Origin of the sequence: Priestia sp. Y58 (assembly GCF_029522095.1) — a bacterium.
Lineage (GTDB): Bacteria > Bacillota > Bacilli > Bacillales > Bacillaceae_H > Priestia > Priestia megaterium_E.
In genome coordinates, this window is sequence record NZ_JAKWFL010000007.1 from 193,313 (window position 1) to 204,817 (window position 11,505).

Annotated in this window: 13 protein-coding genes; 7 read left to right on the plus strand and 6 right to left on the minus strand. The window is 36.3% G+C overall.

Going from position 1 to position 11,505, the window contains the following annotated elements; all coding sequences use genetic code 11:
- Window positions 1-150 precede the first annotated feature (150 nt).
- Together MMB68_RS20925 and MMB68_RS20930 are read right to left on the minus strand one after the other, a co-directional pair.
- Window positions 151-1,080 carry a PD-(D/E)XK nuclease family protein gene (locus MMB68_RS20925; protein ID WP_221785071.1) on the minus strand — a complete coding sequence of 310 codons (930 nt, stop codon included), beginning with the start codon at window positions 1,078-1,080 and terminating at the stop codon, window positions 151-153.
- Between the two features lie 506 nt (window positions 1,081-1,586).
- Window positions 1,587-2,081, minus strand: a complete 495-nt coding sequence (locus MMB68_RS20930; RefSeq protein ID WP_221785072.1) for a hypothetical protein — start codon at window positions 2,079-2,081, stop codon at window positions 1,587-1,589.
- 416 nt (window positions 2,082-2,497) lie between these two features.
- Between MMB68_RS20930 and MMB68_RS20935 the strand changes: the two genes are divergently transcribed.
- Entirely contained in the window at window positions 2,498-2,998 is a 501-nt protein-coding gene (locus MMB68_RS20935) for a GNAT family N-acetyltransferase (protein ID WP_221785073.1), read from the plus strand.
- Between the two features lie 35 nt (window positions 2,999-3,033).
- Here MMB68_RS20935 and uraH read toward each other — a convergent pair whose 3' ends face one another.
- From uraH to MMB68_RS20950, 3 genes are read right to left on the minus strand one after another with little or no spacing between them, the layout of a single operon-like run.
- A complete protein-coding gene (uraH, locus tag MMB68_RS20940; protein WP_277549301.1) occupies window positions 3,034-3,390 on the minus strand; it encodes a hydroxyisourate hydrolase in 357 nt (118 codons plus the stop codon).
- Complete coding sequence (uraD, locus tag MMB68_RS20945) at window positions 3,387-3,914, minus strand: 2-oxo-4-hydroxy-4-carboxy-5-ureidoimidazoline decarboxylase (protein ID WP_221780065.1); 528 nt, start codon at window positions 3,912-3,914, stop codon at window positions 3,387-3,389. Before uraD ends, uraH begins: the two co-directional genes overlap by 4 nt.
- Before the next feature lie 11 nt (window positions 3,915-3,925).
- On the minus strand, window positions 3,926-5,248 hold the full coding sequence (locus MMB68_RS20950; protein WP_221785075.1) for a nucleobase:cation symporter-2 family protein: 1,323 nt from the start codon (window positions 5,246-5,248) through the stop codon (window positions 3,926-3,928).
- 269 nt (window positions 5,249-5,517) lie between these two features.
- On the opposite strand from MMB68_RS20950, the gene MMB68_RS20955 reads away from it, so the two are divergent.
- The 6 genes from MMB68_RS20955 (at window position 5,518) to MMB68_RS20980 (ending at window position 10,510) form a co-directional block, all read left to right on the plus strand.
- Complete coding sequence (locus MMB68_RS20955) at window positions 5,518-6,105, plus strand: lysophospholipid acyltransferase family protein (RefSeq protein ID WP_153252885.1); 588 nt, start codon at window positions 5,518-5,520, stop codon at window positions 6,103-6,105.
- A gap of 20 nt (window positions 6,106-6,125) precedes the next feature.
- Window positions 6,126-6,611 (plus strand): hypothetical protein, encoded by a 486-nt coding sequence (locus tag MMB68_RS20960; RefSeq protein ID WP_221785077.1) that lies wholly within the window; start codon window positions 6,126-6,128, stop codon window positions 6,609-6,611.
- 220 nt (window positions 6,612-6,831) lie between these two features.
- Entirely contained in the window at window positions 6,832-7,905 is a 1,074-nt protein-coding gene (locus tag MMB68_RS20965) for a branched-chain amino acid aminotransferase (protein ID WP_221785078.1), read from the plus strand.
- Between the two features lie 224 nt (window positions 7,906-8,129).
- The gene (locus MMB68_RS20970) at window positions 8,130-8,357 is read left to right on the plus strand and encodes a hypothetical protein (protein WP_014459922.1); all 228 of its coding nucleotides are present in this window, start codon (window positions 8,130-8,132) and stop codon (window positions 8,355-8,357) included.
- Window positions 8,358-8,869: 512 nt separating this feature from the next.
- A complete protein-coding gene (locus MMB68_RS20975) occupies window positions 8,870-9,328 on the plus strand; it encodes a hypothetical protein (RefSeq protein WP_014459924.1) in 459 nt (152 codons plus the stop codon).
- A 255-nt stretch (window positions 9,329-9,583) separates the two neighbouring features.
- Window positions 9,584-10,510, plus strand: coding sequence for a manganese-dependent inorganic pyrophosphatase (locus MMB68_RS20980; RefSeq protein WP_014459925.1), 927 nt, complete (start codon window positions 9,584-9,586; stop codon window positions 10,508-10,510).
- A gap of 18 nt (window positions 10,511-10,528) precedes the next feature.
- On the opposite strand, the gene MMB68_RS20985 is transcribed toward MMB68_RS20980, so the two are convergent.
- The gene (locus MMB68_RS20985) at window positions 10,529-11,473 is read right to left on the minus strand and encodes an alpha/beta hydrolase (RefSeq protein ID WP_277447773.1); all 945 of its coding nucleotides are present in this window, start codon (window positions 11,471-11,473) and stop codon (window positions 10,529-10,531) included.
- Window positions 11,474-11,505: the final 32 nt, after the last annotated feature.

The window sequence follows — 11,505 nt, forward strand, 5'->3', positions numbered from 1 at the left end:
TGCTCCTTTCTTTGATGAACAATAAATAGCCCAAGCTAATTTTTTTATATGAAGTATAAAATGTTTCCTTAATGCAAATTATATGCTAGCAAAGGTTCTTTTGACAATAAAAAAGTTTAGCAAAAAATATAAATCATCTTTAGCTGTTTTTTACCCCGTTTGGCATAATTCTTTGAATGCACAGCCATGACAGGAGGAAGGCGTATCTGCTTGAGGGAAATGCTCAAGCGGAAGAGGCTGATTTACCTCTGAGTCTTCCAAAAAAGTTTTCATATAATCAATACTTGTATCAACTTGCTGAAGAACAGCTTCAATTTCATGAAGAGTAAGCTGATAGGTACGCGCACTGCCTGAAAGCAAGTATTCGTTTCGGACTTTTATCTGATCAACAGAAATATTATATTCGGCTAACACGTAGAGGGCGTATATCGCCAGTTGAAACAAATCGTCTTTTGTTTGTTTACTTGTTTTCCAATCAACAATCGTAAATTCGTCTGTGACTGGATTTTTTAAAAGAGAATGAAAAGGCGCATATACTTTATGATCATACACATTTATAGAACGAAACGACTGATGAGGCTCCACTTCTAAAAAAGGTGAAGATACGATGTCGCCAAACGATTTACTTTGTAAAAAGTGATGTACACAAATGTGTACCCGTTTTTGCATGTCTTTAAGATCTTTTTTAGAAATATAGCCGTTTTCGTAGAATTCTAAAAGCATCTTATACTGAGCAGGCTTATGATACCAAAGCTCTCCATAGTCAGTAGAATCACGCAGTGCGTTATTTAGTAGCTGCTGCGCTTTCTCCGTTAAGTTCTGTTCATCCGGGACAATCTGTGTAGAGGTATAGTCAGAAATGGCCTCTGTAATCACCTGACGAACGGCTTGTCCGGCGTACATAGATAAAGTGGAAACCTTTTTTAGACGATAAGCGCTCTGAGACTGAGCAGAAGCGCTGTCAAGCCATCCGTTATGTGAGACATAATAATGATATGCATACTTTCGTTTGCATTGTGTGACCATTTTATGCCTGGAGTACGACCATGAAAATTCAGGGAAATCAGTGATTTGAAACAAGCTATTCACATCCTTTTTCAAAAACTGCGCATAGGTTGGTCTATTAGTATATTCGTACTTGAGTTAAAATAGACTAAAAATGTAGAGAGTGAATAGCTACGCATGCATATTATTTTGTGGATTCTCGCGAAATATGTATAAATAGAAAAAAACTATTTAAAAATTGATTGCTTTTTTCTGTGGCGGATGTTATATTAATAAAGCGATGAGCTAATTTGTGTAAGTCGAAGGACATGCTTTCGAGCTAAACGTGTGAATGTGGTCACACGGTCCCCGCCACAAACGCATCAAAGACGTCCTGCGTGGACGTCTTTTTCATTTTATAAAAAAGGAGAGCGCTATCGCTCTCTTTTTTTATGGGATTATTTTCTGAAAAAGTTAAGGGCTGTTATTTGAATGCTTTCACTATATTTTTAATACTTCTTTTTTATTCCACAGATCGTTTCCTACTTGCAACAAGAGTTTTCTTATCCGATTTTCTAGACCAAACGTAAATATATAAAAACTTACTGTATTTGCACATTTGCCGCATATTGCATGGTTCCTCTTGTAGAGTTAATCGCGATATCAACAACGTACAAACCTTGATTTGTAGGAACCTTAAATTCATTATTTTTGACAAACAGCTTGGTTTTTTCACCGTTATCTCTCCATATATGCACACTCACACTACGAATATAAGCACCGTCTAAATTCGAAAAATGGAGCTTAACTGATTGCTGCTGCTTCAATGGTATGCTTTTTTGCTGCGATATGTATGTATATAAATCATATATATTTATTTCTTTTTTTGTTGTTGAACGGCCGTTTGACCAGTTAATAGAACCTTTGTGAAGGTGATAGGTATGTTCGTTGACCGCAAGCGCAGCTTCAGGTTTGTTTTGATCGTATTCTTCCTCTAGAAAGAAAGCACTGTTCTTAAGTAAAAGTAAGAAGAACACCATAACAGCTCCTAGACCGCTTAAGACATATACACCACATTTTGCGGGTTGTACTTTCATAATAATTTCCTTTCACAGACTAATAATTAAGGAGAATAGGTACATAAAATTTCCACTTTTTATATTCTAAACGATTATAAATAAAATTACATTTATTGCTTTCTTTCTTCACAAAAAACAGGATAATAGTCATGTGTTTTCTATAAAAGGTCTCCTTAGATCAAAATTAAACTCATATAAAAGGAAGATAAATGGAAATTAAAAGAGGGAATCTAAAAAATTTACAGAAGTTGATAAGTGATTTAAAATTATACAGAGGAAAAAAGCATTTCAAAAAAAGGGAGATTAGTAGGTTTTTTGTTCTACTTCCACTTCTTAAAAAGTCGTATTTTTCGTAAGAAACTGTAAAGCTATATTTCATAAAGGTGAACCAATACATATACAAACAAAAGGGACATAGAAAAAGGGGGATCAGCATGGAAATTAGAGAACTAGAATTACATGATGCTGCAAACTTTGTAGATTTGCTTAAACAAATTGAAGAAGAAAGTAAGTTTATGCTGTTCGAAAGCGGAGAGCGAAAGCTGAGTACAGATCAGCAGGAGAAAAACATCGAAATCTTTAAGCAACAGCCAAACTCTACGATTATTGTAGCAGAAGAAAGCGAGATGCTTGTGGGATATATAGCTGCAACAGGGGGCGAAGCTAACCGAAACGCTCACATCGCTTCTTTGACATTAGGTATTCGAAAGACTTTTCAAAATCAAGGGATTGGGACGACTTTAATCGGTGCACTTGAAGAATGGGCGAGAGAACACCATATTCATCGTCTTGAACTGACAGTCGCTATACAGCATGAAAAGGCTCTTTCTTTATATGATAAAGTAGGATTCGAAATTGAAGGAACAAAAAAACATTCACTGCGAATTGGCGGTTTGTTTATTGATGAATACTATATGTCTAAATTGCTCAACTAAAAAAGAAACGACGTTTAAAGACGCCGTTTCTTTTTTTAACTTCCTCTATAAATTTGGTATCCCCACGGTGACACAAGCAAAGGGACGTGATAATGTTCTTGTTCAGAAGACAATCCGACTCGAACAGAAACCTGATTTAAAAAGGGGGGATTTGTTGTTTGGACCTCTTGTTTTTTATAATATTCCCCAATGTGAAACAAAAGTTCATAATCTCCTGACTCAAACGCTTCAGAAGAGAAGAGCGGAGTTATTAACCTCCCGTCTTCATTTGTAGTACCGTGTGAAATTTTTATTCGTTTACTTTCCGGCTGAATATGATAAAAATCAACTTTGACAAAAGCAGCCGGACATCCGTGGGTAAGATCTAAAATATGCGTTGTAATTTTAGTCATGCTCGTTTCTTTGTCTCCTTATCTTCAGTAATTTTATCAGTTAAGCGAAAGAAAGCAATTTTATATACTTCTTCTAACGCTGTATCAAACTCTATTTGCTCGGTATTTAGTAAACGACTTTGCATTGCCTCGTAAATATCTTCTTTTTGTTTACCTCGTACTGCCAAAATAAAAGGAAAAGGAAACTTCTCCATATACCTTCCATTAAGAAAAGAAAACTGTTCATACTCATCTTGTGTTAAGTTTTGTAAGCCTGCTTTGGTTTGTTCTTCAGTAGAAGCAGATGTCATAGCAATATTTTCACCTAGATTTGGATGAGCTTGCAGCAGCTTTAGCTGTTTTTCTACAGATGCTTGCGCTACAATTTCTTTCATCATGCCATGAAGTTGTTCAACGGAAGAGAAAGGGCCTTTAAAATAAGCCTCTTCTGCAACCCAAGGTGAATGTTCAAATATATCACCAACTAATGAGACAAAATGCTTCTTGCTAAGCTGATTTACATACTGCACAGATACGTTATTCATACTACACCTCTTTATTTTATTTCCGAATAATCTGTCTTCTCTAAAGAGACAGAAGGTACTTTTCGTTCAATTGATGCGTTAAAAAAGAGATTTAATAAAATGGCAGCCAAGCTTCCCGTAATAACTCCATCACTTACAATTACGCGCAAAGCACTTGGGAGCTGAGCGAATAAATCAGGTACCACCGTTACACCAAGGCCAAGTGAAAGAGAGCACGCAATAATCAGCAAATTTTCTTGTTTGGCCAAATCGACAGCACTTAGCATTTTGATGCCTGATGAAATAACTAAACCGAACAACACGACCATTGCTCCTCCTAAAACAGGGGTGGGAATAATGGTTGTAAAAGCAGCTATTTTCGGAACAAGCCCCAGTAATACGAGAATGAAGCCGGCTACTACCACTACATTTTTTGTTTTTACTTTCGATAATTGAACCAGTCCTACATTCTGAGCGAATGTATTGTAAGGGAAAGCATTAAATAGTCCTCCAAGGACAATGGCGATTCCTTCTGCACGGTAGCCTTTTGTAAAATCTTTTTCCGTTAATTCCCGATCACACAGCTTTCCTAACGCTAAAAATACGCCTGTAGACTCAATGATAATGACCAAGCATACGAGAATCATTGTTAAAATAGGGCCGATTTCAAAAGTAGGCATCCCAAAATAAAAAGGAGTGGGAATGTGCAGCCAAGAAGCTTCATTAAAATTAGTAAAATCAACTTTTCCCATTAATACAGCGGCTATTGTTCCAACTACAATTCCAATCAACACAGAAAGAGAACGAAGAAAACCGCTGAAAAATCGATTTAAAATTAAAATAAGCGCTAGAACACCAAAAGAAAGAAGAAGATTAGAAAGAGAACCAAAATCTTTGCTTCCCACTCCTCCTGCCATATTTCGGACAGCGGATGGTACAAGCGATAAACCAATCATCGTCACAACCGTTCCGGTGACAACGGGAGGGAAAAATTTAATAATCTTCCCTAAAAAACTTGCTGCCAGTACGATGAAAATACCACCGGCAATAATCGCTCCGTAAACGGCACTAATTCCATATTGAGTTCCAATTGCAATCATAGGAGTCACCGCTACAAATGAGCTTCCAAGTACAACAGGAAGGCCAATCCCAAACCACCTGTTCGTCCAAGCCTGCAGCAGCGTAGCTAGTCCGCAGGTCAGTAAATCAATGGCTACGAGATAGGCTAAGTCATGTGCATTTAAATTTAATGCGCGTCCTACCATCAGCGGAACGAGAATGGCACCTGCATACATAGCGAGTACGTGCTGTAATCCTAATGAAGCTAGTCGAAACGGTCGATTTTGGTTATTCACCTAAAAACCTCCTTTAATTATATCACATGTAATGTTAATAAATATTACATTTAGAATGATACATTAATAGTAAAATGTTTTTTAAGGGATGTCATTAGTCAAGTTGACCAAAAACAGAGGTTTCAATATCTACTTTTTTACAATATATAGAGAAGTAGGTAAGCTATCGTGTAAAAAGATGTTACATTTATTTTTTAGTACCAGATATTAATATCAAGTGATATAATTTTGTATATATTTTCAAATAATAGAGGGAAGAGGAAATGTTTATGTATAATCTTGCGGCTCACGCATGTAAATTTTTATTAAAAAGAAGAGGTAAGCTTTACATAAGGAATAAAGAGTCTTTACCAACAGACACAGGTTTTGTGATCGCTTGTTCGCATAAAGGATGGGTAGACGTTGTAGCGCTTGGTGCGGCTATTTTGCCTCACCAAATTCATTTTATGGCAAAAAAGGAGCTTTTTAATCATATACTCACTAGTAATGTATTAAAAAAACTTAACGCATTCCCAGTAGATCGTAACAACCCGGGACCCAGCAGCATTAAAACACCTATTAAATTAGCAAAAGAAGGACATATCGTCGGGATTTTCCCTAGCGGCACGCGAACAGAGGAAGACGTTCCCTTAAAAAGAGGAGCAGTCACTATAGCAAGTATGGCAAAGGTTCCTATTGTACCCGCAGTTTACAAAGGACCCGCAAATGTAAAAGAGATATTTTCAAAGGATCCCATTGTCATTTCCTTTGGGAAGCCCATCTATCTTGCTGAAGGGAAACTTACAAAAAATCGGCTCGCGGACGTGTCCAATCATTTAACAGCTTCGATTCGTGCGTTAGAGGAAACAGAAAAATAACTTCATAGCGGAGGTGCATCATGAAGGATTGGGTACAGAGAAAGCTAAACAATGTGATTAGTGATGATGTGCAGGCAAAAATGAAAGAAAAGATGGCTGAAAGCGGTGTAACCGTTCCTATATCCGCTTCTATGCTCATGCGAATTTTTCAAAAGCAAATGACAAAGCAAGATCAAATTCAGCAATTTTCTATTTCATTTCAAGACTCCTATATTCACGTGAATGGAATTATTAAAAAATTTCTGGTGAGAATTCCATTTTCCATTGTGCTAGAACCTCTTGAAGCAAAAGAACGTACGCTTTTATTCAAAATCCATGAAATGAAACCTCTTAATCAAAATTGGATCAACTATCGAATTTTTCATAAGCCGCCTGTTACTACGTATGAAGAAAAACAAATTCATATCAATCTCAATGAAATTGATAAAGTAAGGGTCATTCCAGTAGGGAAAATCAAACAATTTTCAATACAAGATGAAAAGCTTCGAGTGAAAATTGGTTTATAAATGGTTGTAAATAAAATGTAGAAATAGTTTTTTTAAGAAAGAAAACCTTCTCAGTTCAGCACTTAATTCGATTAGGTGCTATTTCTTTATAATTTTTATAAAATTTTTAGAATTTTTCGTCTCTAACTATTGTGACACGCTTCCCTAAAGTTGTACAATGTAACTTATATAGAGGTTTAAGCGAAAAACCCGTAAATATAAAGAGCAAGGAGAAACAACTATGACAACTTATTCAATCGATGTAACACTAAGTCAAACAAAAAAAGAAAAGCCGCAATCTGATCAATTGCAATTCGGGAAAGTCTTTACGGACCATATGTTCATTATGGATTATACAGAAGGCCAAGGATGGCACGATGCTCGTATTGTACCTTATCAACCTATCACATTAGATCCGGCATCTATGATCTTTCATTACGGGCAGTCTGTTTTTGAAGGACTAAAAGCATATGTAACAAAAAAAGAGCAAGTATTACTATTTAGACCAGATGAGAACTTCAAACGTTTAAATAAATCAAACGATCGTCTTTGTATTCCTCATGTTGATGAAGACTTAGCGCTAGAAGCGTTAAAGCAGCTGATTAAAATTGACCGCGAATGGATTCCTACTGCTGAAGGTACATCACTATACATTCGCCCGTTTGTCATCGCAACAGAGCCTTACTTAGGAGTAGCGCCATCTAGCCGCTATCAATTTATCATTATTCTTTCTCCAGTTGGTTCATATTACAAAGAAGGGATTGCTCCTGTAAAAATTGCGGTTGAAAGCGAATTTGTTCGTGCTGTAGCCGGAGGGACAGGAACAGCTAAAACAGGCGGAAACTATGCTTCAAGCTTAAAAGCTCAGCAGCTTTCTGACTCAAAAGGGTATTCACAAGTACTGTGGTTAGACGGCGTTGAACGCAAGTACATTGAAGAAGTAGGAAGCATGAATATTTTTTTCAAAATCGATGGAGAAGTAGTAACGCCATCTGTGAACGGAAGTATTTTGGAAGGAATTACGCGTAAATCTATCATTGAGCTGTTAAAACACTGGGATATGCCTGTAACTGAGCGCCGTATTTCTATGGAAGAAATTAAGCAAGCTTATTCCGAAGGCAAACTAGAAGAGGCATTTGGAACAGGTACAGCTGCAGTTATTTCTCCAATTGGCGAACTATTTTGGAATAACGAGAAAATGGTCCTCAACGGTGGAAACACGGGAGAAGTGTCACAAAAACTGTATGACACTCTAACAGGTATTCAAAATGGTACAGTGGAAGATCCATTCGGCTGGGCAGTGGAAGTAGAATAAATTTCGGTAATCGAATATCTTTTTACGCAAAAGAAGCGGAACAGCTCCCGCTTCTTTTTTTGTTTGTTGCCGAATAGTCCAAAAGAAACAAGTTATTTTTTGAATATTTAGAACTATTTATATACTTTTATTGTAAAATAAAATATAATTATCCTTATAAAAGCAATACTTTGTCTTTATTGAAATTCACAGCATTACTTATTCGTTATAAGGGGGAGAACAAAATGCTTTTTTTATCACATGATGAAAAAATTAAACAGCTGGCTTCACACTTAGCTGAACGACTGGAAAGAGAATTAAACCAAGAAACCTCAGATGAACAAATGCACGTGCTCATTGGCTATTTATTTGCTTCTCATTTAATCGAGCACCGTCCTACGGGTTATTACGTAAGGTCTCAATACCCTGAGCAGCTAAAAGATTTATATGAAACTTTACACGTCCACCAATAAATTATCTCTTCCTCTTTTGTCCTATATCGTGTAGAATTTTAGAAAATATATGATTTTCTAGTTGATGGCAGAGCTAGGACATAGCGTGGTGTGGCATTTACCTTTAAATGATTAAGTAATGGCTTTAGAGGTGAATAATGTTAGCGCAGATCAAAGAAATGAGTTTAGATAAAAATCGTCGTAATCCACATTACTGCGTATTGTTGCAGTGTCCAGACGGGAGTGAACTATTCATTCACTTTAATTATACATACCGATCAAAAACATATTGGTCAAGAGATGTATATTACAACAATGTTCACAAAAAATCTCAGCTTGCTTGGTAGAGGAAATGACTGCTCAGCAGTTTCTTGAAGAGCTAGGAGCTAAAGTAAATGAATATTTCAACTTTACACCGCGACGATAACCAAAAAAAGCACCCCTTCATATGGGGTGCTTTTTTTGGTTGTTTTACATAAATAAGGACAGAATAATGTATATTCTCTTTTTTTAAAATGAAAGGCGGAATGTTCATGGCGCAAATTGTAATGTGGGTGTTTTTTATCGGTCCTTGGCTATTGCTTTTTGCAGTTGATAAAGAGCGAGTAAAGCGGTATATGGCTGTATCACTATTCGGAGTGGTATTGTTAACGATGGTTTTTCAAATTGCAGATCGCTTTAACTGGTGGGAAGTGAATAAAACTCTTTTTTTCTTTGTTAATATGACGCCTTTTCCTTTTGGCATATTTATAATAGGCACGCTTTTTATTTTTTATTTTACCTATCCTGGCTTTTGGATGTTTATGATTATCAATGCAGCTTTCGATTTATTTCAGGCATTTGTCATGAGTCCTATCTTTGAAAAACTAGACATTTATACACTGAAGGAAATGAATCATTTTTTATTATTTGTACTAATGATGGTTATTGCTGTTCTACTTTTTCTTTATCAAAAGTGGCAAGATACTGCGTTTAAGTTATCTATCAAGTGATAGAGAGACAGGTTGTGTTTTATCGCTAACTTTTATATAATGAACGTATAAAACCTTCTATTTATATCGGAAATAGAGGTGTTTTTACTATGAAAAAGATACAAAATGGCAAAATATCTGCGGATGAACATCATTTTTCGCAAAAAAATTAAAATAATGTAAAAGTTTATGTTAAAATGGCAATGTTGCGTGAACGAATTAACTAAATTTACGCAAAAATGCTATTTACATATGTAAGAAGGAGAGAGATTTAAGATGGCAAAGACGTTAATTTTTGGACATAAAAATCCTGACACAGATACAATCTGTTCTGCAATTGCATACGCTGATTTAAAGAATAAATTAGGTGTAGACGCTGAACCAATTCGATTAGGTGATATTAACGGTGAAACGCAATTTGCTCTTGAAAAGTTCAACGCTGAACTACCACGTTTCGTTGATGAAGTATCTAAAGAAACAAATGAAGTTATTTTAGTGGACCACAACGAACGCCAGCAAAGTGCAAACGATATTGATCAAGTTCGTGTGCTTGAAGTAATTGATCATCACCGTATTGCTAACTTTGAAACAGCAGATCCTTTATACTATCGTGCAGAGCCAGTTGGATGTACGGCAACGATCTTAAACAAGATGTATAAAGAAAACGGCGTAGAAATCGAACCTAACATCGCAGGTCTTATGCTATCAGCTATCATTTCTGATTCTTTATTATTCAAATCACCAACTTGCACAGACCAAGACGTTGCAGCTGCTAAAGAATTAGCGGAAATTGCAGGCGTAGATGCAGAAGAGTACGGATTAGCAATGTTGAAAGCTGGAGCTGACTTAGGCGATAAAACAGCTTCACAATTAATTTCATTAGATGCTAAAGAATTCAGCATGGGTACAAGCAAAGTAGAAATTGCACAAGTGAATGCAATTGACGTAAACGACGTTTTAGTGCGCAAAGTTGAATTGGAAGAAGCGATTACTAAAACAATCGAAGAAAAAGGATTACAATTATTCCTTTTAGTTGTTACAGATATTTTAAACAGCAACTCTACTGCATTAGCATTAGGTTCTGCTGCTTCGAAAGTAGAAGAAGCATACAACGTAACGCTTGAAAACAATACAGCTGTCTTAGAAGGCGTTGTATCACGTAAAAAACAAGTAGTGCCTGTATTAACATCTGTATTTGCTTAATAAAAAAACGGTTCGTGTCTAAACACGAACCGTTTTTTTGTTCATTTGCACGTCAAGCCAATTTAGTATATCTTCTATCACTTCATCTTTATTTAGTTCATTAAGCAACTCATGACGGCACTCTTTAAAAAAACGGTAGCTTACGTCCTGCAATCCGGCTTTTTTAAAGTCGTTATATACTTTGAGTACACCTTTTGTATAGCTGCCTACTGGATCATGTTCTCCAGATATTAAATAAACAGGCAGGTTTGATGGTACTAGTTTTATATTAGCTAAGTTAGAGATTTGTTTAATTCCTGTTAATAAGTCATAGAAAAATCCCGCTGTGAAAACTCCTCCGCAGTTCGAATCATTTATGTAGGCATCAATCACTTCATGATCTCGGGTAAACCAGTCAAACGACGTGCGAGCAGGTTCAAACGCCTTATTATATTCCCCGAAAGATAGTTTATCAAGAAGAGGACTTGGTGACCGTTTTCCTTTTACTTTCATCTGTAGGTTAGCTATAAGTATACCTCCAGTTCTAGCTAGCGTATGAACCGTTCCTGTACCTTCTAAAATAACTCCATGAATATGATCCGTATTCAATTGAATATATCTTCTCGTTAGAAAAGATCCCATGCTGTGACTGAAAAGAAAGATTGGTAGGTTGGAGTGTTCCGTTGAAATGTGCCTAGTCAGAGCAATCATGTCGTAAACTACGGTGTCAAAACCATTTTCTTCAGCAAAAAAACGCTTTTCTTCATCTTTTAAAGCTGTTTGACCGTGACCGCGGTGATCATTTCCATATACGATGTAGCCATGTTGAGTTAATACATTAGCAAAGTATTCGTAGCGTCCAATATGTTCGGCCATCCCATGGGCTATTTGGACAACACCTTTTGCAGAATTGTTTTCAACATCCCATTTTTGTGCAAATATTTCTTTTTCCTGATGACCTCTGTAGTAAAAGGATTGTTTCATGCTCAGCATCCACCTTCTGCTTCCCTGTAAAA

What these genes read in the sequence shown, in the direction of transcription:
- MMB68_RS20930 (WP_221785072.1), bottom strand. Translation starts at nt 2,081, where the DNA reads ATGAAAGTACAACCCGCAAAATGTGGTGTATATGTCTTAAGCGGTCTA.
- MMB68_RS20935 (WP_221785073.1), top strand. Translation starts at nt 2,498, where the DNA reads ATGGAAATTAGAGAACTAGAATTACATGATGCTGCAAACTTTGTAGAT.
- uraH (WP_277549301.1), bottom strand. Translation starts at nt 3,390, where the DNA reads ATGACTAAAATTACAACGCATATTTTAGATCTTACCCACGGATGTCCG.
- uraD (WP_221780065.1), bottom strand. Translation starts at nt 3,914, where the DNA reads ATGAATAACGTATCTGTGCAGTATGTAAATCAGCTTAGCAAGAAGCAT.
- MMB68_RS20955 (WP_153252885.1), top strand. Translation starts at nt 5,518, where the DNA reads ATGTATAATCTTGCGGCTCACGCATGTAAATTTTTATTAAAAAGAAGA.
- MMB68_RS20960 (WP_221785077.1), top strand. Translation starts at nt 6,126, where the DNA reads ATGAAGGATTGGGTACAGAGAAAGCTAAACAATGTGATTAGTGATGAT.
- MMB68_RS20965 (WP_221785078.1), top strand. Translation starts at nt 6,832, where the DNA reads ATGACAACTTATTCAATCGATGTAACACTAAGTCAAACAAAAAAAGAA.
- MMB68_RS20970 (WP_014459922.1), top strand. Translation starts at nt 8,130, where the DNA reads ATGCTTTTTTTATCACATGATGAAAAAATTAAACAGCTGGCTTCACAC.
- MMB68_RS20975 (WP_014459924.1), top strand. Translation starts at nt 8,870, where the DNA reads ATGGCGCAAATTGTAATGTGGGTGTTTTTTATCGGTCCTTGGCTATTG.
- MMB68_RS20980 (WP_014459925.1), top strand. Translation starts at nt 9,584, where the DNA reads ATGGCAAAGACGTTAATTTTTGGACATAAAAATCCTGACACAGATACA.
- MMB68_RS20985 (WP_277447773.1), bottom strand. Translation starts at nt 11,473, where the DNA reads ATGAAACAATCCTTTTACTACAGAGGTCATCAGGAAAAAGAAATATTT.